We start from the raw sequence: 23,520 nt of genomic DNA, 5'->3' as shown, positions 1-23,520 counted from the left end.
TCCGGGCTCGAACATGCCTGAGCGAAAAGGGTAAGAGGAGGTTTTTCCCATGAACTATCGTCGTCTTGGCAACACAGGTCTCAAGGTCAGCACTGTCAGTCTCGGCAGCTGGCTGACGTACGGCGGCTATGTCGCTAATGAAAATGCAGTGAATACGATTTTAAAAGCTTATGATCTCGGAATTAATTTCTTCGACACAGCGAACGTTTATATGCGTGGTGAGGCCGAGAAGGTCGTTGGCAAGGCAATCAAAGCCTTCCCACGTGAATCAATCGTACTTTCAACAAAAGTCTACTTTCCAATGGGTGACGGACCCAATGACCACGGTCTGTCCAGAAAGCATATTATGGAACAAGCAAACGCCAGCCTGAAACGTCTGGATGTCGATTACATTGATCTGTACTACTGCCACCGATTTGATAAAGAAACACCGATTGAAGAAACCTTGCGCGCGTTCGATGACCTGATCCATCAGGGCAAGGTCAACTATATCGGCGTCAGTGAATGGACCGCGGATCAGATCTCCGAGGCCGCGCAGCTTGCCGATCAGAAGCTGCTCAATCATTTTGTCGCCAATCAATCGAAGTACAATATGTTTGCCCGGAATATTGAAGACCAAGTTATCCCCGCGAGCTGCGCGCACGGAGTCAGCCAAGTATGCTGGTCTCCGCTCGCCCAAGGTGTGCTGACCGGAAAATATGCGTCACTAAATGATTTTCCATCAGGAAGCCGGGCGGCTGAAAACAAAGGCGGCATCCGTGAATATCTGACGGAAGAAAACTTGACTAAAGTCGCTGCGCTCAAGAAAATCGCCGCCGAACTTGGCATCAGCATGGCGCAGTTGGCACTGGCCTGGATTCTTCGTCAAGAAAATGTTGCCAGTGTCGTAGTCGGCGCCAGCAAGCCCGATCAAATCGTCGATAACGCTAAGTCGGCCGATGTTGCGCTAGATACAGAAACATTAAATCAAATTGAAAATATACTGAATTCTTAACAGGAAAAACAGGCTGTACCAACCGTGTTCAGGAATCTGAACACGGTTTTTTATGTCCTTAAATTCGCAGATACAAATCACAGATTTAGGCCATTTACATAGTCTAAATTGAAGAAATCCGCAAAGGTCCGGGTGATTAAAAATGAACATAAACTGGCAAGCATTTCAAGGCGTAGTCACACTGATCAGTGATTTTATGATCGGACCAAGTGAAGAAGGACAGGGCTGTTACAAGTTATTTACCCTAGAAAATAATTCAGGCACTGTAAATTTTGTCATATCGCCTACTACCTACTTTGTGGGTCATGCCCGCGTAGCCGTGGGTGATCGGGTCACTGGTTATTATGACGGTAACGCACCTGTCCCGCTGATTTATCCGCCACAGTATCGAGCGCTTATTATGGTCAAGGATAATCCGGATCACAATGTAAAGGTCGACTTTTTCAACGATCAACTTGTGAGCGGTGATGGGCAGTTACGTTTGACCTTAGCGCCTTTCACACAAATTTTACTGCCGAACGGACAATATTTTACACACAATCCCGCTAATCACAATCTGATTGTGATTTACGGCCCTTCGACAAAAAGTATCCCCGCACAGACCGCGCCATACAAACTCATCGTGTGGTGCTGATAGGCAAAAAAACGCCACGCATTGGAACGCGTGACGTTTTTATTATTATATTAAGCATTTTCCAAGACAAGTTTAGGCTGCGATTCCGGTTTTTCTTTCTTAAATTCCGCCATCTCTGTACTGTAATCTTCCGGAGCATAGAGATGGAGCACCCTTCGACAGAACCATTCGAAGAAAAATCCGCCTGCGAAAGGCACCGCAATGAATACGAGACCAATGATCAACAGGTTAGCAAGTGTTGCTCCGCCAGGCATAAAATGAATGGCATTAATAGGACCGACCATGCCTGAAAATCCAAACCCGGCACTGATCGGTGTACCTTTAATTTGGAAAATAGCACCTAGTGCGCCCAACAGAGCTCCATTAAGCATAATCGGCACCAAAATTTTCGGTTGGCGGACCATCGCCGCGATCATGATCTTAGGTGTTCCGAGAACAATAGATAACGAAAGACCAATTTTATTGACATGCAGCCCTCCGACAAACATACCTACAGCTGCAGCAACACAGCCCAGATTGCCCGCACCTGAAGCAATACCGCTCATGCCGATCGCCGATGCAATCGCCACAGTCGAAACGGGTGAGATCATAATTACCGAGAAAGCAACCGCAATCAATACGCCCATTAGAACCGGCTGCAATGCTGTGAAACTGTTGATCATCCCGCCAAGTCCGGTCGTAACCGTATGCACAATCGGATAAACAATCAGCCCCATACCGCCTCCGACGATACAAATAATCGGCGGCATTGCGAGCGGTTCAAACGACTTCAGACGCCCGCCAATAAGCAGGACCAATCCGCATGTCAAACTGATCGTCACTAATATATTCACTAAATCGCCCATGCCGTTGATCACAATGCCGTTTGGTGTGAATTGTAAGGCTCCGGACCCGGCCCATGCCGCCGCAGCCACGCAGGCCATCGGAATCGGTTTTAATTTGAATTGATGTGCCACCGCCGCGCCAATAAGCAAAGGAACGGCGAGCATGAAAATGGTGACCAATTGATAAATGCTTCCGAAAACCGGATACCTTCCCATCAGCGCCTTGCTTAATTCACCGAGTAATGCCGATGGAATCAATGCTGCAACAATTCCAATCGCATGGCCGACAAGGACATGGTTTACGAATGCTTTCACCGTCAGCTTTTCCCTTTCCAACGTCAACATCCTCTCCTGTTTTCTGTCTCTGTTTTTTCACGTTAATAGTGAGTGTTGCTATTTTAACACATTGCATTTCGCAATGCAACGCGTTTATTCACTAAAGTATTTTATACTGCTAATCACCGCAAGCCTTTGCTTAACCGCTAGTCATATAAACAGAACCTATTGCAATGGCACTGTTTGACTATAATGAACACCTATTACTATGATGGACAGGTAAATGAAACTAGAGATTAAGGAGATCTTCTCATGAATCCAGTAAGCATTCTAAATGATCCCTTCTTGAACAAAGGAACGGCTTTTACGAAAGAAGAACGCCAAAAGTACGGATTGGCCGGACTGCTCCCTCCTAAAGTGCAATGCCTCGAGGAGCAGGCAAAACAAACCTACGCTCATTTTCAAACCAAAACATCCGATTTGGAAAAACGGCTTTTTTTAATGGATATTTTCAACGAGAATCGCGTTTTATTCTTTAAACTGTTCAGCCAGCATGTCGTTGAATTCATGCCGATTGTGTATGATCCAACGATTGCGGACACGATTGAAAATTATAGCGATCTGTTCGTTCAGCCGCAAAATGCCGTATTTTTATCGATTGATGAACCGGCGATGATCGAAGGTGCACTAAAAAATGCAGCAGAAGGCCGCGACATTCGTCTAATTGTTGTTACCGATGCTGAAGGCATCCTTGGCATCGGCGACTGGGGAACGCAAGGCGTTGACATTTCGGTTGGCAAGCTGATGGTTTATACCGTTGCTGCCGGCATTGATCCAAGTCAAGTCATGCCGGTTGTCCTCGATGTCGGCACTAATAATCAGAAACTGCTTGAGAATCCGATGTATCTTGGCAATCGCCACGAACGCATTAAGGGTGATCGTTACTATACATTCGTCGATCAATTCGTTGAAAGTGCGGAACGACTTTTTCCAAATCTTTACCTGCACTTTGAGGATTTCGGTCGCGATCACGCAGCAAATATCTTAAACAACTATAAGGATAAAATCACAACCTTCAATGATGATATTCAAGGTACGGGAATTATCGTTCTGGCCGGTATCTTAGGAGCGCTGAATATTTCAAAACAGAAAATGACGGATCAAATCTATCTGTGCTTTGGTGCAGGTACCGCAGGTGCGGGCATCACAAAGCGTATTTATGATGAATTTCTGCAACAAGGATTGTCAAAAGAGGAGGCAAAAAAACACTTCTACATGGTTGATAAACAAGGACTGCTCTTCGATGACGATCCGACGCTGACGCCGGAACAGAAACCGTTCGCGCGCAAGCGATCTGAGTTTGCACATCCGGAAAAACTGACCAATTTAGAGGCAGCCGTCGCAGCCATTCATCCAAGCATTCTGGTGGGAACATCAACACAGCCCGGCACGTTTACCGAAGCCATTGTAAAAGAAATGGCCGCGCATACCGAGCGTCCAATCATCTTCCCACTTTCCAATCCAACCAAGCTGGCTGAAGCAAAGGCGGAAGATCTGATTAAATGGACAGATGGTCGCGCGCTCGTTGCAACAGGCATTCCCGCTCCAGACGTTTCCTACAAAGGGGTTGTCTACCAAATCGGCCAAGCGAACAATGCGCTGGTTTATCCAGGACTTGGACTCGGTGTCATTGCATCCACAGCAAAATTATTAAATGACGAAATGATTTCAAAGGCAGCCCACTCGCTTGGCGGGATTGTCGACCCGAATCAGCCTGGCGCTGCGGTTCTTCCGCCCGTTTCAAAACTCGATGCTTTCTCGCAGACCGTCGCCTTGGCTGTCGCTCAGAGCGCCGTTAATCAAGGCCTGACTAAAGAACCGATTACCAGCGTTGCCGATGCCATCGAGAAGGAAAAATGGGTGCCTGAATACCAAGATCTAGACGGTCGGTTGTGACACTACAAAAAAATTAATTATCTGTATTAATCTAAGGTCAAAAGCCACTGAATCACATAGGATTCAGTGGCTTTTGTTTTGCTTATGACGCACAAAGGCATCTTAATGGTACACTAAAGGCAACGAACTGAAGCTGAAAGATGCGAGGCGAAACTGCTCATGAATATACGGGATCTCTATTATTTTGAACAGCTGTTTCAAGAAAAAAATTTTACAAGGGTCGCTCATTACTTTAATGTTAGTCAACCGACAATTACGGCCGCCATTCAGAGACTGGAAAAAGAGTTAGAAACTCAGCTTGTTATTCGCGATCAATCGCATAAAGATTTGATTTTCACAGAAAGCGGCAGACAATTTCAGACTCATGTCACGCAAATCCTGCTAGAGCTTAAAACAGCCAAGTTAGAGATCACGGCAATTAAGCAGGAAAAGATTCGATTCGGTCTGCCGCCTATAATTGGCAGCTCATTCTTCCCAGCGCTTTCAGCAAAACTCTCGAAAAAGAACCTGCTCTCCCATCTAGACACACGCGAGGACGGTTCGAACTCGCTTTTAAACCAACTGAAAAACGGACAGTTGGATTTGGCCCTTTTGAGCTCCACCAAGCCCATCAAGGACCCCAAACTGTCCGTTCACTTACTTGCACGAAAACACTTTAAAATTATCGTCGGCCAGAGCCACCCAATGGCACAAAGTGGTTCACTGTACATTCATGATTTGAAGCACGAATCGTTCATTCAGCTCAACGAACGCTTTGTTCATTCAATCGCCTTTCGCGAGTTGACTGAGCACGCAGGGATTAAACCGAAACTCATCTATCAGACCAACGATGTGCAAATTATTAAAGGCATGGTCGCATGTGGTGTCGGGATTAGTATGCTTAGCGAAACCGCACTCCTTCCGCAGGACCCTGTCGCTGTACTGTCCTTAAAAGATCAACCGCAGCCGGAATTCCTAATTCAGCTCGTCTACCGATCGAACCATCTGCTGACTTCACTGCAAAAATCAACAATCGAGCTGCTGACGCGGCAAAAAGATGTGGACTTATAACTATGAACTTATCCATTCTATTCGGCACGATCTGAGTCTTGTTATGTTATGTTTCGTTTTGTTCGTCAGCGACAGCATCTTTGCTGGTATGTTCAAGCATGATATTAATGATTTCACGATCTGTTTGCCGCATCCCTTTTTTAGCCAGAATGCCCACATTATGAATCGTGTTGTCCACGCCTTTGGTGACGATGCCGTCGCCGCCGAAGAACTGCTGGTTATTTTTATACATGTGATAGCCAAGAATGCCGGCATCAACTGCCGAGGAGATTTTGGCGGCGCATGATGGCTTCGCGCCGTCACAGATAATGCCTGAGGTGATCGCCAAAGCATTGACAATGGTATGGGCAATATCTTCATAATCTCCACCCTGCAAATAGGCAATGCCGGCCCCCGCGCCGCATCCGGCACTGACCGCACCGCAATATGCAGAGAGACGCCCAATGCCCGTTTTCTGGTAAATGGTAACCAAGTTGGACAGAACCAGAGCACGATAGAGCTTATCACGCGACACACGTAATTCCCTAGCATATTCAATGACAGGAAGAGAGGCTGTCATCCCCTGGTTCCCGCTTCCCGAAACAATCACAACCGGTTTTTCACAACCGCCCATTCGCGCATCGGATCCCGCTGCCGCGGCGGCTCGAGCACGCGTCTTGACATCATTGCCATAGGCACGCAACAGAACTTTTCCTATATTGGCACCCCACTCGTGGGTCAGCCCTTCTTCAGAGACAGCGGAATTAAAGGTGACCTGTCTTCCGATAACTTCTGAAATATCCTCAAAGCGTACACTAGTCGCAAAATCGAGAATGTCCCGAACCGTGAGGCGGCTCCGATCCGTCAGCCCTCCGCCTTCATCGGAACCGCTGCCCGATTCATACAGTACTTTTTCATTTCGCGTGATGCGGACAATATTGGTATGATACTGTTCAATGACAACCGTTGCTTCATTGTTCCCTTTTTTAACGGTCGCTGCAATATAAAAAACGATATCCTTGTCCGCAGGGGCGACAGTGATCGGATGCGCGTCAATGTAGCCCTGTATGGATGCCTTCGCCTTTTCTTCACTATCTGCCAACACTTCCAGCTTTTTCGATGCATCTCCGGCGACAATACCGGCTGCGGCAGCTGCTTTAATGCCTTTCAAACCATTTGTATTGGGAACAACGACACTTTTTACATTCTTAATGATATTTCCGCTTGCCGCAATGATGCAGCTCTCAGGCACCGCGTTCAGCACTTCTCGAGCCTTCGCGGCCGCATAAGCAACCGCTATCGGCTCAGTGCAGCCAGTAGCAGGAACCAGCTCTTCTTTTAAAATATTCATGTAATTTTGATAAATCTGTTCTCCTGGGTTCATTAAAAATAATCCTCCTACGTTAACCTATTGATTTACAAGCTGTATCGCCATTTCTCTGCATTCATCCATGTTTCAACGACTAAAATTAGGATGCTTTGGATTTCTGACATACATGACTTCTTTCTTGTCTCCATTGTAACGGATGTTTTTAGTGGATAGCACTCTAAAATTCGAGTATTTTGAATCAACTGTTTTGATAGCTATAACGCTAGTGATTTTCCAGTATTATTATAGAGGATTACGGCAAGCTGTAAGATTTGTGTACCTACCACATCTTTCACAGGCTTGTCACAATTTGAATTTATCCCATTACAACACAATATATAGTATCTTCTATGAGTTTTTCAAACTATTCGTTCCTATATATTGATTGAAACATGCCCGATAATCTCCTATTATAGATTGAGTAATCGTTCATGGGGGGGCATTTCATGATGCTAGAGATGAAACAAAAGACAGCAGCGAACACGCTGGCGATCAACGTGCAGAAGCGCGATGGTCGGATTATAGATTTTAATACGGAAAAGATCACAACCGCTCTTTTAAAAGCGGCGAAACATGTCCTCGGTGAATTAGATCCGTTGACCTATCAATTAATTAATGAAATTACCAATGATGTCATTACTGAAATCAGATCACGATTCCACAATGACGTTAAAATTTACGAGATTCAAAATATTGTTGAACAGACGCTTCTGACCCATCACCAATATGACATTGCTCAGGAATACATTAACTATCGGACCCAACGCGATTTTTCGCGCAATCAGGCAACCGACATTAATTTCACGATTCGCAAATTGCTACATAAAGATAAAACGATTGTGAACGAAAATGCGAACAAGGACAGTCACGTATTTAATACGCAAAGAGATTTGACTGCGGGTACCGTTGCTAAGGCCATTGGACTGAAAATGCTCCCGCCGAAGGTAGCCAATGCACAGCTAAAGGGCGATATTCATTGGCATGATTTGGATTATCAGCCATACAGCCCAATGACTAATTGCTGCTTGATTGACTTTAATGAGATGCTAAATCATGGTTTTAAAATAGGTAACGCCGATGTCGAGCCGCCGCACTCCATCCAGACGGCAACTGCTCAAATGGCACAAATTATTGCCAACGTTGCTTCCAGTCAATACGGCGGATGCTCAGCGGACCGTGTGGACGAACTTCTTGCTCCTTTCGCTCAAAAAAATTACGACAAACATTTAACTGACGCTAAAGAGTGGGTTGAAGGCGCTGAACGTCAGCAGGCCTTTGCCCGCAAAAAAACAAAGAAAGACATCTATGACGCAATGCAAGCGTTAGAGTATGAAATTAATACGTTGTACTCTTCCCAGGGACAAACACCCTTTACGACTTTAGGATTCGGACTCGGAACGAATTGGATCGAACGGGCCATTCAAAAGGCGATTCTGCGCATCCGTATTGATGGTTTGGGTAAAGAACACCGCACCGCAATTTTTCCTAAGCTGGTATTCAGTTTGAAACGCGGCCTCAACCTTAATTCGGGTGATCCGAATTACGATATCAAGCAGCTGGCTGTGGAATGCGCAACCAAACGTATGTATCCGGATGTACTGATGTATGACAAGCTGATCGAGCTGACGGGAAGCTTTAAAGCGCCGATGGGTTGCCGCTCCTTTTTGCAAGGCTGGCATGATGAGAACGGCAAAGAGGTAAACTCCGGGCGAATGAATCTCGGTGTCGTAACCGTTAATCTGCCTCGTATCGCCATGGAGTCAAAAGGCGACAAAGACACCTTCTGGAAGATTCTTGAAGAACGTCTGCAAATCTGCAAAGAAGCACTGGTCTTTAAAGTGGAACGCGCAAAGCAGGCAACACCGGAAAACGCACCGATTCTTTACCAGTATGGCGCATTCGGTAAACGATTGAAGCGTACGGACTCGGTTGATGAACTATTCAAAAATCGACGTGCCACCGTCTCTCTAGGCTACATCGGCCTGTATGAAGTCGGCACTGTTTTTTACGGCAGTACATGGGAAAGCAATCCGGAAGCAAAGGATTTTGCAATCAGCGTTGTGAAAAACCTTTGGGAACACTGCCAAGACTGGGAAAACGAATACGGCTACCATTTTAGTGTGTACAGTACACCTAGTGAAAGCCTGACCGATAAATTCTGCCGCCGAGACACTGAGAAATTCGGCAAAGTGAAGGATATTACCGACAAAGAGTACTATACAAACAGTTTTCACTATGATGTTCGAAAAGCACCGACACCATTTGAAAAATTAGATTTTGAAAAGGATTTTCCGCCTTACTGCTCCGGTGGGTTCATTCATTACTGCGAGTATCCGAATCTGAAACAAAATCCGAAAGCTTTGGAAGCTGTTTGGGATTATGCCTATGATCGAATTGGCTATCTAGGTACCAATACTCCGATCGACCAATGCTTCAAATGCGGATTCAAGGGTGAATTCAAGCCGACTGAACGCGGCTTTGAGTGTCCGGAATGCGGCAACAATGATCCGCAGAGCTGCGACGTCGTAAAACGCACATGCGGTTATCTAGGGAACCCGCAGCAGCGTCCGATGATTCACGGCCGCCACGTTGAAATCGCCTCGCGTGTCAAGCATTTGACTGCGGGCAATGACAGCAACACGATCGCTCGGCAATAAGGGAGGGCGTCTGATGGTCCAAAATCCGGAATCAACCGGTCCGCGAAACCCGAACCCAAAGACATGGCGTGCTGAGAAATTAAGTCAACGCTACGTTGCCAGCTATAAGCCATTTAATTTTGTCGATGGCGAGGGCGTGCGTTGCAGTCTCTATGTCAGCGGCTGTCCATTCGACTGCCCAGGATGCTACAATAAAGCCGCTCAGAACTTCCGCTATGGGCATCCGTACACCAGGGAGTTAGAGGATCAAATTATTAAGGATATTGGACAGCCCTATGTCCAAGGACTGACTCTGCTTGGCGGCGAACCCTTCTTAAACACGGAAGTCTGCTTGTCCCTGGTGGACCGTCTCCGCAGTGAATTTGGACAAACCAAAGATGTCTGGTCATGGACAGGCTATACTTGGGGAGAATTACAGCAAGACTCTGAAGACAAGCGCGAACTTCTGTCAAAAATTGATATTTTAGTTGACGGCCGCTTCGAACTCACTCAGAAAGACTTGACCTTGCAATTCCGCGGCAGCGCCAACCAGCGCATCATTGATGTTCAAAAATCACTGAAAAACGGACACGTTGTGATTTGGGATCGGCTTGTTAAGTAACTAAATTTTTTCCATGCAGCCCGCACCTTTGATTAGGTGCAGGCTGTTTTTTAGTTTTTCCTTAATCCGCTGGCGCGGCTCGGCGCATTGCTCGTGCTTATTTTCCCATAGTTCAGCATCACGAGGCGGCTCAAACAGTCAAGCAATGCCGGTAATACGCGCATCACTATACTTTTGAGTACACGTTAGCACCCCGTTTGATTGGCAAGCATACTCTATATAGAAAAGCAAAACCCGCCCATACTCGTGAGCAGGCTGATAGAAAATTGCTTTACTTGCATTTCTTTTTGTTGGCCTCAATTACTTCTGCGGTAAGGGTGTAGCTGTGAACATTTTTTACGCTCAATTTCGGCAGACTATAGCCCAAAAAGCCTGACAGTTCTGTTAAGACTGTTGGCGCAATCGTCGTTTCATCAGGTTCAATTGTGGCAAAGTATTTGTTTTTACAAAGAGTTGGGTCCGAATCCACTGCGTGAATCGTTGTCGTCGTGTTGGCAATAATTTCTTCGTGATAATAGTAAGCGATGCCAAAGCTGGAATCTCTTTTCTCCGAGATGAGTACAGGACCTGAATCGCCTTTTCTCCAGATTTTGAATATCGCCGGAAATGGAACTAAGATAGGATATGGGAGTGCCTTTGCTTCTACAGCAGGTCCCAATTCCGGATAAAACTTAGGACCCCATTCCACAGTTAAGTCCACAACGACGCGCTCCTTACAGTCATCGATGCACACGTCTACATTCGCAAATTTATTTCTCAGATTTGGTGTTTTGCGTGTTGGAACGATGGTCGGAAATTGATCGGCCTGAAGTTCAGTCAGCAAGCCCTTTTCTTCTTTTTTACAGCATTTTTTCTCTTTCTTTTTGAAATCTTTGCATGGATCATCGCAACAATCATGTTTGAATTTATCACATGGGTCTTTTTGATGGGTGTCATTTTCAAACATATCGTAACTCATTCATAACCACTCCTAATTGTTTTGATAATACATTATATTGCTGGGAGCAAATTATGGACGGTATATATGACAGGTGCGATTTGCACAATTTCATTCAGATGAGGGATGTACTGGCGTATTCACGAATCAGGCACTGCTTGATCAGGTGCATCGACTTAGAACGTCGAAAACACTGATTTTCGATCTGGATTGCACCCTTTCCGAACCTACCGGCAGTCAGAAATCGTGCACGTACAGCGCTCATTATGGGAACCTCACTCACTTATGATACGGTTCTCCGTAATGGGTGTAAGTGAGGTTTTATTACACAAACTAAAAATCTTCTAGACCATTATCTATTTCCTTTTTATAATAGAATGTAATACTTGAAAAGAAGACATTGAAAATTCTCCGTTTCTTGAATGAATTTGTTTATATTGGCCAGTTGTAAAATCAAATTAGCCAGCTAGGTTGGAGCAATTCAAGAAGACCCTGGAACAGAATAAGGCGTTGAATCAATTTGATTGGTTCACTTTTGAGAGCATCGTAGAAAAAGTTATTGTCGGCGGTTATGATGAAGATGGCAATAAAAATCCGGCACAACTTCTCTTTGTCAATAAAATGGACCTGAAAAATCATTTAGATGGCAAGAAATTTAAGCCACTGAGAAAAAATGCTGAAGCAAGGCATACTCCTAATAAATTGCTCTCTTATAGCAGTCCTGTCATATATGGCTTTTGGGAATACTGTCGCTGAAATCCATTGGAAGAATGAGTTGATGCATGTTATACTTTTCGAAGATAATGTTTTTCAAAAAAATCGTCTTCATTCATTGAGACTCGGGATAATTTCATTTAAAGAGAATTGGCGATTTTTTTCTATGATTTTTATCCAGAAACGCGAAAAAACGAGAGGGATAAAAATTCCCTCTCGTCTTTCATCTGCTGACCTTTTGAGACAGCCTCTTACACTGAAAACAATTTAAATGATCGATTTATGCGTTAACTTTCATTGCAGCTTCAATGTTCGCTAATGTAATGTCTTTTGTGCTTGAGAAAAGAATATCAGCGGCACTTAGTTCTTGTGTATCACCAATACCAATTGATGTTTCGCCGGCTCCATTAATGGATTGAATCCCTGCAGCGGCATCTTCAATTCCAATGCATTCTTCAGGCTTCAAGTTCAACAGTTCAGCTCCACGAATATAAATTTCAGGATCTGGCTTTCCTTTTTTCAGTTTAGATGGATCGACAACAGCTGGAAAATATCTTGCCAGGTTTAACTTTTTAAGAATAATTGGAGAATTCTTTGAAGCAGATGCCAAACAAATCTTATAATTGTGGGCCATTAAATCTTCTAAGAACTCCGGTATTCCAGGTAAAAGATCATCAATATTCATATTTCCAATAAGCGCCAAATAATTGTCATTTTTCTTTGCCGCTAATTTGATTTTTTCTTCTTCGGTATAGTCGTTTTCTTTATTGCCAGCTTTCAAAATCATTTCTAAAGAGTCCATTCGGCTGATCCCTTTGAGCCCATCTTCAAGTGATTTTGTCCATGTCGCATCCAACTCATCGGCAATCTGATGCCAAGCCTGACTGTGATACTTAGATGTCAGCGCGATTACGCCATCCAAATCAAAGATGAACCCCTTAATGTCATTAAAGTTTGTCAAGTAATTTTCCCCTCTCATTAAATTTCTTCGTATTGATAGTGTACGGTATATACTTTAGGCTGATTCGCTTTTAATACGATATCGCCAAATTCCGGATGATGAATGGCATCCGGAAGCGTCTGTGCTTCAATTGCCACACCATTATAGGGATGGCTTGCTTCCCATTCCTTCGGTTTTCCAATCACTTCAGGATTGGCCGTGAACATCACGATACCATTTCGGTCAGAATAAACGCGAACTTGACGGTGGGAAGCGTTATCCCGAATCACAACAGCTGGATGTTCTTGGCCGACCAATTTGAATGCGTCGTCAAATTGGTTTTTACCCATTTCTTTTTGTAGTTGCGCGACCGCCTTTCGCATCATTACAGGTTTCGAAAAATCAAATGCCGTTCCACTATGTTCAAGTAAACGACCGGTCGGCAGTTTTTGATCATCAACTTCAACGTGTTGCAGGCTATTGATCTGCAATTCATGATTCATAATCGTTTTCTGATCATCGCTCAAATTAAAATATACATGCGTCATCGGATTGAAGAGCGTATCTGCATCACTTTGACCAAAAAATTGAATGGTGACTTTGTTTTGATTGTCTAGGGTGTATGAGATTTTCACCTCAATATTTCCCGGAAAACCATCATCTTGAGTTGCTATCTTCCGACTAAATGTCACGTTCACTGCATTTTGAAGGCTTTCCGTAGCGGCATGCCAATTCCAACTGGAAAAGCCATGGTTGCCGCCATGAATTAAATTCGGACCTTCATTTGCAGGAACGTGGTATTTAATGCCTTTAATGGCGAAGCTGCTATTTTTAAGTCGGCCACCTACGCGACCGATGGTATTACCAACATGAAATGGATTCGTCAAATAAGTGTTGATGTCATCGAATCGTAAAATCAAATTGTGTAATTTGACATTTTGATCTGGAACCATAAATCCTTGCCAAGTTGCTGCATAGGACATACATACGACTTGTACATGGTGATCGTTTTCTAAGGTATATTGTGTAATTAGCTCATCAGCAATTGAACCAATCGTTGCTTGCGTAATTTTCACCGTTACTCCCCCCTAACTTTCCTCTATACTTTAGGGATAAATGCAGAAACTCACTCAATATGAATTTAAGCCGTGACGGTTTTTGAATCCAGTTGAACGTTTTGTCCTTTAACATCAATGGTGAGCGGTTCACCAGAAACTAATGTAATCCGTGTTCCCACATGATCGATAGCAACTTGGATGATCCGTCCACGGAAGTTGATCCGGAAGCGATACCCTTCCCATTTCTTCGGTAAGAATGGATCAAAGTGTAGATGATTATTGCGAACACGCATGCCTGCAAAGCCTTGCACGATGGCGAGCCAGCTGCCGGTCATTGAGGTAATATGCAGTCCATCGGCAGTATCGTTGTTATAGTTATCCAAGTCTAAGCGGGAGGTCCGTTCATACATTTCAACTGCCTTATCTTCGTAATGCAGGTCGGCAGCTAAAATCGAATGAATCGAAGCAGATAAACTTGATTCATGAACGGTTAAAGGCTCATAGAAGTCAAAGTTGGCTTTCTTTTGTTCCGGTGTGAATTCATCGATAAAATCCCATATTCCTTGAAGGACGTCACCTTGCTTGATGTATGGCGAACGTAAAATTTTATCCCATGACCAATGCTGGTTAATCGGCAATTGATCAGCTGGAAGTTCACTGACCGGTTTTAAATCTTTATCCAGGAATCCGTCGTCCTGAACAAAGATGCCAAGTTTCTTGTCTTCTGGTAAGTACATCTTGTTGATGATCTCTTTCCATTGTTTCTTTTCTTCATTAGAAACATTTAATTGAACTGCTTGTTCGGATGAAACTTCATCCAATATTTCAAGTGTGTATTTCAAAGTCCATTGTGCCAGGTAGTTCGTATACCAGTTGTTATTGATGTTGTTTTGGTATTCATCTGGACCGGTTACACCGTGAATCATGTATTGATCCTTACGTTTTGAATAATGTACCCGATCTGCCCAGAAGCGAGAAATTTCGGTTAAGACCTTGCTGCCTTCGTTTAATACATAAGATTTATCACCGGTATATCGGGTGTAGTTGTAAATGGCAAATGCGATATCGCCGTTTCGATGAATTTCTTCAAAGGTAATTTCCCATTCATTATGGCATTCAATTCCGTTGAACGTCACCATCGGATATAGCGCACCCTTTAAGCCTTGTTCTTTAGCGTTGACATAAGCACCATCGAGCTGCTTATAACGGTACATTAACAAGTTTCGGGTCACTGTAGAATCGGTAACTCCTAAGTACATTGGAACGGCAAATGCTTCGGTATCCCAATAGGTGGCACCACCATACTTTTCGCCAGTAAAACCCTTAGGGCCAATGTTCAGCCGATCATCTTCACCATAGTACGTAGAGAATAATTGATACAGGTTGAAACGAATTCCTTGTTGTGCAGCAGCATCGCCGTCAATTTCAACATCGGATTTTTTCCAACGTTGTGCCCAAACATGTGTGTGAGCCGCCTGTAAATCGGCTAACTTTTCATCCGCGATTTTGGCAGCTAATTCATGCATGGCTTTGATTAAACTCGCTTGGTCATCGTAATCGCGTGAAGTAATGACAACGACACGTTTTTCAAAATAAGCTGTGTCACCTGGTACAAGTTTTTTACTGAACTGGTTTTGAACGGCTAATTCTAATTCATCCGTCTTTTCAGCAGTCAAATCCGTTTTGTTGACCATCTCATTACCAACGATAAATCGAGGAGTACCGAACTGATTTTCTTTAGTGATCGCTACAACATGACCTTTGGTATTACTTTGGGACTTATCTAAAACTTTCCAGAAGTGTTCTCCGTAATTTGCATCTTCATTTTGAACATCAGCGTCAATTTGGGTATTTACGGTTAATTTAAAAGGCGTTGAACCCTCATTTTCAAATTGATAAGCATCCACGAATAATTCTTTTTGTGCGGCGCTGACAAAGCGATTAATGGATACTTTTAATTTAGCGTCGCCCTTTTCAACAATGAATTCCCGTGATAGTATGGAACGTCTCATGTCCAACTGTAATTTAAAGCCGCTGATCGAATCACTGGCTAAATCAATCGGTTCACTGTTAATCAATACGTTTGTTTTGATGAAGTTAACAGCATTGATCGCTTTGCCGAAGTACTTTGGATAGCCGTTCTTCCACCATCCAACGCGTGTCTTGTCAGGGAACCAAACACCCCCGATGTAAATCCCTTGCAGTGTGTCTCCGCTATAACTTTCTTCAAAAAACCCACGCATGCCCATGTAGCCGTTTCCAATACTAGTCATACTTTCTTGCACCCGTTTGTTTTCTTTGTCTAATTTATGAGTAACGACTTCCCAAGGGTCAATTTCAAAAATTCGCTGCATGCCAATTCCTCCTCTGTCCATTTTTAATGCTCTTCCATGCCCTATATTAAATGCAACCGGTTGCATTTGTCAAGCAAAAAGTTAAACGGTTTCACTTAATATTGACACTTATATAAAAGGTTGGTTACTCATAATATTGCTGGTTAACTTATTCTGCATAGGTTTCTTTGATAATTGAAACAGAGAATGCACCGATAATCAGCATAACACCTGAAAATAAAATCATTGACGGCATCGATGATCCAAAAGTCGGGAATAAGGCAAAGCTTGCACAGGATGCAATAATTTGCGGCAAACAAATGCTTCCATTGAACAGTCCGAGATACGTTCCCATATTCTCGCCAGACAAAGCATTAGTCAGTATTGTGAATGGGAATGTCATCATAGCAGCCCAGGTTATACCGATCAAGATAAATGAAACGATCAACGTCCATTGATTATGAATGAAGAATACTGAGCCAAAACCGATACCGCCTAGCAACAGGCTGAAGGCATAAGCCGATTTGCGTTTATCATTTGGCAGGCGCGACAAGACAAGTGACCACAAAACGGCAGCAAATGAATACACAGCTGATAAAATACCAAACCAGTTCCCGGCGTCTTGATAAGCTGCGCTTGTTGGATCAATCGTCTGCCAAACATTCTTAGCAACGGCACCTGCGCCGTAAGTCCACAAATACTGAAAACCCATCCAGCAAAAGAGTTGCACGATACTAACGGTCCAGAAAACTTTTGGTGCATGGACAAGCAGTTTGAAAATGTTACTTTCTCTCTGAGCAGGTTTATTTGTGATCCCGTGATAGAATGCATACTCAGAAGGTGAATACTCTTTAACCTTGAATATCGTAATTAAACTGCAGACAATTAAAATAATTGCTCCCGCATAAAATGAAATAACAACTGATTGAGGAACAACGCCCTTTGGTGCACTGTTTGACGTGCCCAGCACGGTTAAAACAAAGGGGAAAATACAAGCCAGCACAGCGCCGCTGTTTGAGAGAAAGCTTTGAATAGAATAGGCAAACCCTTTTTGCTCCTCGTTAACCATATCGCCAACCATCATTTTAAACGGTTGCATAGCAACGTTCGATGACAGATCCATGAACAGAATCGTGATGGCTCCAAATGTCAGTGCTGTCATTGAACCAAAACCAAAACCAAAACTGCCTGAATTAGGCAATAGGCACATGACAACGACGGCAACAATAGCTCCGATGAGCAGATAAGGGATACGACGGCCAAGTTTTGGTATCCACGTGCGATCGGAAAAATAACCAACTAAGGGTTGAACAACTAAACCTGCCAGCGGAGGCAAGATAAAGAAGAAACCGAGTTTAGTAGGATCTGCGCCGATCGTCTGGAAGATCCGTCCCATATTTGAACTTTGTAATGAGAATGCCATTTGAACGCCCAAAAACCCAAAACTAATCATCCAAATCGTACTGAACGGGAGACTTGGTAATTTCTGTTCGGTGCTTTGTACATCGGTCTTAACGGGTTGTTCTTGATACATCATTCTTTCTCCTCCTTCATAATCGAACAACAATGCCTTAAAAAGGATAATGTTCGTTACTTGCATAATCTATTATGTAACGGCTTACAAAAAAATGCAACCGGTTGCAACTAATTTTTTAAAGATTTTTTTACGAAGGGACAGTCGAGTGTATCAAAAAGCCAACAAAAAAGCAGCTCCTTCGCGGTTTAGGCGAACTAACTGCTCGATTGGCGAACCAAATCCGCCAGTACATTTTTTAATTAATTTTGTTCGATGATTTTATAGGGTACAATCATTTTTTCGAAAGGTTCATTCGATTCCTGCTCGAGTTGCTGAATAATCAACTGTGCGGCTGCCTTGCCAAGTCGTTTCGGATAAATTTGTACGGTGCTGATTTTCGGTTCGGCTAATTTAGCAAATAAAGAATCGTTGAATCCCATCAGTTCAATCTGCCTTTCAGGGACAATTCGCTGCACAGCTTTTTGGACTTGAAAGGCTAAAATATCATCACTCGCCAAAATGGCAGAAATGTCTGGATAGCGTTGCAAGTATTCCTTAATGGCGGTACCAAAACGTTCACTGCACAGTTCCAGATCATAACCATAAGAATCATTGCGACGAATTGCTTCATGAAAACCAAGCATTCGGTCTGTTTGTACCAATCGGTATCTACTAGTAAAAGCATAACCTAACTGACGATGTCCTTTGTTTATCAAATATTCCGTTGCATCTAATCCAGCATTGACATTATCATTGTCGACATAGGGGATGCTATTGGCGTTAGTATAGGGCTTTCCAATGACAGCATACTTTGCTTTTCGTTGCTGCAAATATTTCAAAATAGGATCATTTTCAATAGAATACAATAAAATGAATTGCTCAATTTTACTATTTTCAATCATTATTTTGATAGTTTGCTTCAATTCCTTTATGGTACCACCTAAAGCCACCGTCATGAAAAAATGCTTTGGTGTTAACTCCTGATTAATGCCTTCAATTAATTCAGTATAAAAGGGGTTTTGGTACAAATCATCCTTATCAACTGGGAAAACAATACCAACAGTGTTATTGGCGTTAGTTGCTAGATTATGTGCGTTGAAATTTGGAACATAGTTCATTTTTTTTGCAACAAGTTGCACTTTTTTTCGTGTTTCTGGGCTGATTAGTGAACTATTCCGTATGGCGCGTGATGCCGTTGATGCAGATACACCAGCATATTTTGCTACATCCCGAATGGTTACCATCAATATTCCTCCCGTGTACTTCATTATAGCAGAAATTCATGCAACCGTTGCATGGGATTCTCAAAAAATTGTTCTCTGTAATGTGGTCCAAGAAATGCGGTATTATAAAAAAAATAAACGTTTACCATAACACCTGTCTTAGTAACTTGCTGACTCAGGAGTTATTATTGAAAGTAATTAGAACTATTATTGTTCTATCGCTTACTGGTAAAACGGTTGATTAATCGTTCAAAGCTCGAATGTGCTATGCTTTTAATGTTATGCAAGGCTCTTAATGCTCCGGTGACCCTATATCTTCAAGCGAGGTGATAAGACATGACAATACAGCATGAAAATGTTCAACTCACGCCTAGACTGCCGTTCAAATACTATAAACACGATCCGTTAACGAGTATTAATGTTTCTCCACATTGGCATCAAGGAATCGAACTGAATTGCCTGATGTCCGGTGCAACATTGAAGTTCGTGACAAATGGTGTGACAAATGAATACCATCCAGGAGATGTATGGGCAGTTAACCGTCGCGTTATTCATAGTGTCACTGGTCCTTCAAAGGCAAACTGGTCAGAGTTTGGCTTTATCATCGATGATAACATTCTCCAGTCACAGTTTCCGGCCAGTACTAACTGGCAGATTACCCTACAGGGCAGTCGCTCGTCACAGACCAATCGGGCTTCCTATGGAGCAATTCGGGAGCATCTTATCGCGATTCACGATCTTATCAGTTCTCAGGTAACAGACCTTTCACGGATGTCGATTTTAGGTCATTTTTTCATGATATTGGCAATATTGGGAGAGTCTTTTACGGTTCCCATGATTGCGCAAGACGCCAATCCTAATCCACCTCTAATTGATACTGTCATGAACGCAATCAATAGGGATTATGCACAACAGCTGACTGGAACAATGCTGGCTGAACAATTCCATGTCTCGTTGACAACACTTAATCAACAGTTCAATATCAATCTGCAGATGTCAGTAAATCGCTATATTCGTTTGGTTCGCTTAATGAACTCGCGGCGTCTACTTCTCGAAACGGATAAAACGGTTGACTATATTGCCGCCGAATCCGGATTCACCAATGGTAAGACATTTAATCGCAACTTTAAATCATGGAAAGGCATGACGCCGACTGAGTATCGACAGGCGTATGCACGTTATCACAAAAATGATACCAGTTGCCTTTGAAATTGTCCCTTAAGGGCTTGATAAATATGCTAATCTACTTCCTGTAATCGATTTTACAGGAGGTTTTTTTATGCCAACAGAACGTGAATTAATGCTCGCGGGCAAGTTATACGACTCAAACGATACTGAATTGGTGCAAATGAGACTGAAGGCGAAGCAGTTGACTTGGCGTTATAACGGCACACAACCGGAGCAGAGTGAAGAACGTGACGAGTTACTTAACTTAATGATTGACTGTCCGACCAATGACGCTTACATCGAACCGCCGATGCGAGCGGACTATGGTTCCAACTTGCATGTGGGAAGACGATTTTATGCAAATTATGACTGCATTTTCTTAGACATTGCGCCGATCATCATTGGAGATAATGTTATGCTGGGACCACGCGTCTCGCTATATACTGCTGGACACCCAATTGTTGCAAGTGTACGGAACGAATATCTTGAATATGGACATCCAATCACAATTGGAAATGACGTCTGGATCGGCGGAAATACGGTAATTTGTCCAGGTATCACGATCGGCAGTAACGTTGTGATCGGTGCCGGATCAATCGTGACAAAAGATGTTCCTGATAACGTGGTTGTTGCAGGAAACCCCGCACGCGTCATTCGACCGATTACCGATAATGATGAAGCGTATTGGAAAGCTGAGCAGCGCGCCTATCTGAGGAGAACGTAAATGATTAAGTTGATTGCAACTGATATGGATGGCACATTCTTACGCGACGACATGAGTTATGATCGTCTCCATTTTTCGAAGCTGTATACGGAAATGCAACGACAAGGCGTTCACTTTGTTGTTGCGAGTGGGAACCAATACTTTCAATTGAAGTCCTTTTTTGAAGATTATCCCGATACAATTTATGTTGCTGAGAATGGTGCGTACATTCTTGATGAAAAGCAAGTCTATGCGCTGCATGCCTTCAGTTCTCTAGCCGTCAAGCAAATCTTGCCTAAGTTGATTGAGATCCCAGAATTGAAGATACTCGTATGTGGGCAGAAGAGTGCCTATGCACGAGCAAGCGAAGGTGAAGCGCACATTCAGTTTGTGCATCGCTACTACCATCAATTGACTGTTGTAGAAGATTTTGACCATATCGACGATAATGTTTTGAAGTTCGCGATCACTTGCCCGCCTGAACTGACTGAGGATATTGTCGCACGTCTGCGAATCATGTTAATCGGATTAGCTGAACCGACAAGTAGCGGACATGGCGATATTGATGTCATTCAGTTAGGGATGAACAAAGCTGCAGGGCTAAGGGAATTGGGAACAGTTCTTGGAATCGATCTGAGTGAAATGTGTGCATTTGGTGATGGTGGGAACGATCTTGAAATGATTAGAGAAGTTGGACTCGGCGTTTCGATGCAAAATGCTCAACCGGCTGTTACCGCTGTAGCGAAGGCAAAGACGACCGATAATCAGTCGCAAGGCGTTCTCAGCTTTATTGACCAACTGCTGGAGAAACAATTTTGAGTCAATCTCGGTTCACGACAACGGTCAGCATTTTAAGCATTTCGATGGTTGGTGGCGTTTCAACGATTATCACCGGGATAATTCCTCAACTGGAACATGCATACCCGCAGATGCCGACGACTATGATTGAATGGCTTGTAACAGCAGCGAATCTTAGCGCTCTGGCGACACTTTTACTGAATCCAAAGTTGACCTATCGCTACGGCAGTCGCAGTGTTGTGATCACGGGGTTGCTGATTGCTGCTTGGGCCGGAGTCATTCCCCTATTGATCAAAAATTTTACACTGATTATGGTCAGCCGCCTTGCGCTCGGATTGGGCATTGGTCTGTTTTCACCACATGCCATTGGGCTGATTGCTCATGTATACACCGGGGAGTTTCGCACACGATTGCTTGGTTATCAGACGGGGCTATCCGCTTTAGGAAATGCATTGTTGCTTGCGTTGGCTGGCGTTGTGGTGGCGTTGAACTGGCGATCAGTATTCCTTATATATCTGCTTTTGGGCGTTGTTGCAGTTGGTGTATGGCGCTTTGTCCCAGCAGTCGGGGAGACGGATACACATGAGCATGTACGTAGTCACTTAAACAATGAACGTTGGCGTTTTATCAGACTGGCTTTTATCACATATTTGTTGATTTGGGGCGTTCAGCTAAAACTGCCCAGTCTATTTTTGACGAGAGGATTCGGAGATGCGTCGGTAGTTAATTGGACGCTTGCTGCAATGAATATTGGCGGCCTGATTGCTGGCCTATCCTTTGGCTTGGTCTACCGCCGACTGCGTCAATATACGCTCGTTTTGGGTTATGGCGGTGCTGCGGTTTCTGTTGCGGTGCTCTTACTTGCTAAGAACCAAGTAGTTGCAATCCTCGCCGCAGTCTTTTTCAACTATATCTATTCGTACACCGGACCATATCTGGTATTTCGCAGTAATCTTGGGCTTGCTGATGATCAGGTCGATACTTTGAGTAGTTATCTGACGATTGCCACTGTGATTAGTGCCTTCTTTGCACCGGTGGTATGGAATTTTCTCGGCAACCTCGGCCCGAATGATGTTACTGGAAATGCTTTACTATGGGTGACTGGTAGTCTACTTGTGATTACAGGATGCATATGGATCCGAGTGCTGCAACCTCATATGGAGAAGAATAAATGATAGACTAAGATGAGAATAGTAGAGGAGACAAACGGCTGTAAAATATTTGAAGTATTGAATAAAGGAACGCTGAAATATGATTAGAGACATTTTTTCGGATACGGACGGGACTCTTCTTAACAGTCATGGACATATCATTCCAACTACAGTTCAAGTAATTCGGGACATAAAATCCTGCTTAAACTTGTATCAGGCCATGCACCGATATGGCAAGTGAACAATTCTATGGGAACCAAACAGCCGCGTTCAGTGATGCCATGGTGTACCCATGGCATCAAATTGACAAGAATCCCGATTGTAATGACGTATGCGGATGTTGAAATCAAAGAGTCCCATCTATGTCACAACCTCTAGTGATGTAAATGGAGTCGCTGATGTACTGATGCATCTCTCTGTATTTCGTCAGTAGTGCAGTCTGAATATCGAATAATATCGTTCAAAGTATCACGACACAATTATAGGAGATAGAATTACAGAGATAAAAAAGTTTATTTTAGCGATGGCTTTATTTTTTAGAGCTATATGTACTTATTCAAAAATCTGTACGGATGATGAGGTCCGCTCAGGCTTTTTTTCAATACTTAAAAGTTTCATAGAAAAGAGGTATCTTGCAACA

19 protein-coding genes are annotated in these 23,520 nt (G+C 43.5%); 11 read left to right on the top strand and 8 right to left on the bottom strand.

The features are described 5' to 3' along the window. The first annotated feature begins 49 nt into the window (after window positions 1-49). Window positions 50-994, top strand: coding sequence for an aldo/keto reductase family protein (locus tag ABWW58_RS06640; protein ID WP_353868380.1), 945 nt, complete (start codon window positions 50-52; stop codon window positions 992-994). Between the two features lie 142 nt (window positions 995-1,136). Further along, window positions 1,137-1,628, top strand: a complete 492-nt coding sequence (locus tag ABWW58_RS06635) for a hypothetical protein (protein WP_353868379.1) — start codon at window positions 1,137-1,139, stop codon at window positions 1,626-1,628. A 50-nt stretch (window positions 1,629-1,678) separates the two neighbouring features. Here the strand turns inward: ABWW58_RS06635 and ABWW58_RS06630 are convergent, their stop codons facing one another. Next, a complete protein-coding gene (locus tag ABWW58_RS06630) occupies window positions 1,679-2,788 on the bottom strand; it encodes a PTS sugar transporter subunit IIC (protein WP_353868378.1) in 1,110 nt (369 codons plus the stop codon). A gap of 252 nt (window positions 2,789-3,040) precedes the next feature. On the opposite strand from ABWW58_RS06630, the gene ABWW58_RS06625 reads away from it, so the two are divergent. Continuing rightward, entirely contained in the window at window positions 3,041-4,684 is a 1,644-nt protein-coding gene (locus ABWW58_RS06625; protein WP_353868377.1) for a malolactic enzyme, read from the top strand. A gap of 159 nt (window positions 4,685-4,843) precedes the next feature. Beyond that, a complete protein-coding gene (locus tag ABWW58_RS06620) occupies window positions 4,844-5,734 on the top strand; it encodes a LysR family transcriptional regulator (RefSeq protein WP_353868376.1) in 891 nt (296 codons plus the stop codon). Window positions 5,735-5,780: 46 nt separating this feature from the next. Here ABWW58_RS06620 and ABWW58_RS06615 read toward each other — a convergent pair whose 3' ends face one another. Continuing rightward, on the bottom strand, window positions 5,781-7,097 hold the full coding sequence (locus tag ABWW58_RS06615) for an L-cysteine desulfidase family protein (protein WP_353868375.1): 1,317 nt from the start codon (window positions 7,095-7,097) through the stop codon (window positions 5,781-5,783). Window positions 7,098-7,531: 434 nt separating this feature from the next. Here ABWW58_RS06615 and nrdD point away from each other — a divergent pair, with 434 nt between their 5' ends. Both nrdD and nrdG read left to right on the top strand, forming a co-directional pair. Next, a complete protein-coding gene (nrdD, locus tag ABWW58_RS06610) occupies window positions 7,532-9,739 on the top strand; it encodes an anaerobic ribonucleoside-triphosphate reductase (RefSeq protein ID WP_353868674.1) in 2,208 nt (735 codons plus the stop codon). 13 nt (window positions 9,740-9,752) lie between these two features. Beyond that, window positions 9,753-10,340 (top strand): anaerobic ribonucleoside-triphosphate reductase activating protein, encoded by a 588-nt coding sequence (nrdG, locus tag ABWW58_RS06605; protein ID WP_353868374.1) that lies wholly within the window; start codon window positions 9,753-9,755, stop codon window positions 10,338-10,340. A 271-nt stretch (window positions 10,341-10,611) separates the two neighbouring features. Here the strand turns inward: nrdG and ABWW58_RS06600 are convergent, their stop codons facing one another. Next, window positions 10,612-11,298 carry a hypothetical protein gene (locus ABWW58_RS06600; protein WP_353868373.1) on the bottom strand — a complete coding sequence of 229 codons (687 nt, stop codon included), beginning with the start codon at window positions 11,296-11,298 and terminating at the stop codon, window positions 10,612-10,614. 489 nt (window positions 11,299-11,787) lie between these two features. Between ABWW58_RS06600 and ABWW58_RS06595 the strand changes: the two genes are divergently transcribed. After that, on the top strand, window positions 11,788-12,033 hold the full coding sequence (locus ABWW58_RS06595; RefSeq protein ID WP_353868372.1) for a hypothetical protein: 246 nt from the start codon (window positions 11,788-11,790) through the stop codon (window positions 12,031-12,033). 238 nt (window positions 12,034-12,271) lie between these two features. On the opposite strand, the gene pgmB is transcribed toward ABWW58_RS06595, so the two are convergent. The 5 genes from pgmB to ABWW58_RS06570 form a co-directional block, all read right to left on the bottom strand. Further along, complete coding sequence (pgmB, locus tag ABWW58_RS06590; protein WP_353868371.1) at window positions 12,272-12,952, bottom strand: beta-phosphoglucomutase; 681 nt, start codon at window positions 12,950-12,952, stop codon at window positions 12,272-12,274. Between the two features lie 17 nt (window positions 12,953-12,969). Continuing rightward, complete coding sequence (locus ABWW58_RS06585) at window positions 12,970-14,007, bottom strand: aldose epimerase family protein (protein WP_100486615.1); 1,038 nt, start codon at window positions 14,005-14,007, stop codon at window positions 12,970-12,972. Window positions 14,008-14,072: 65 nt separating this feature from the next. Further along, a complete protein-coding gene (locus ABWW58_RS06580) occupies window positions 14,073-16,349 on the bottom strand; it encodes a glycoside hydrolase family 65 protein (protein ID WP_353868673.1) in 2,277 nt (758 codons plus the stop codon). 142 nt (window positions 16,350-16,491) lie between these two features. Next, window positions 16,492-17,856 (bottom strand): SLC45 family MFS transporter, encoded by a 1,365-nt coding sequence (locus tag ABWW58_RS06575; RefSeq protein WP_353868672.1) that lies wholly within the window; start codon window positions 17,854-17,856, stop codon window positions 16,492-16,494. 242 nt (window positions 17,857-18,098) lie between these two features. After that, on the bottom strand, window positions 18,099-19,082 hold the full coding sequence (locus ABWW58_RS06570; protein WP_353868370.1) for a LacI family DNA-binding transcriptional regulator: 984 nt from the start codon (window positions 19,080-19,082) through the stop codon (window positions 18,099-18,101). A 315-nt stretch (window positions 19,083-19,397) separates the two neighbouring features. Here ABWW58_RS06570 and ABWW58_RS06565 point away from each other — a divergent pair, with 315 nt between their 5' ends. The 4 genes from ABWW58_RS06565 (at window position 19,398) to ABWW58_RS06550 (ending at window position 22,904) form a co-directional block, all read left to right on the top strand. Further along, the gene (locus tag ABWW58_RS06565; protein WP_353868369.1) at window positions 19,398-20,270 is read left to right on the top strand and encodes a helix-turn-helix domain-containing protein; all 873 of its coding nucleotides are present in this window, start codon (window positions 19,398-19,400) and stop codon (window positions 20,268-20,270) included. Window positions 20,271-20,340: 70 nt separating this feature from the next. Continuing rightward, window positions 20,341-20,952, top strand: coding sequence for a sugar O-acetyltransferase (locus tag ABWW58_RS06560; protein ID WP_353868368.1), 612 nt, complete (start codon window positions 20,341-20,343; stop codon window positions 20,950-20,952). Next, window positions 20,953-21,750, top strand: coding sequence for a Cof-type HAD-IIB family hydrolase (locus ABWW58_RS06555; protein ID WP_353868367.1), 798 nt, complete (start codon window positions 20,953-20,955; stop codon window positions 21,748-21,750). After that, entirely contained in the window at window positions 21,747-22,904 is a 1,158-nt protein-coding gene (locus ABWW58_RS06550; protein WP_353868366.1) for an MFS transporter, read from the top strand. The genes ABWW58_RS06555 and ABWW58_RS06550 overlap by 4 nt, the downstream gene beginning before the upstream one ends. Window positions 22,905-23,520: the final 616 nt, after the last annotated feature.

Source organism: Sporolactobacillus caesalpiniae (genome assembly GCF_040513385.1).
Taxonomy (GTDB): Bacteria; Bacillota; Bacilli; order Bacillales; family Sporolactobacillaceae; genus Sporolactobacillus.
This window is presented reverse-complemented; position numbering and strand designations above follow the sequence as displayed.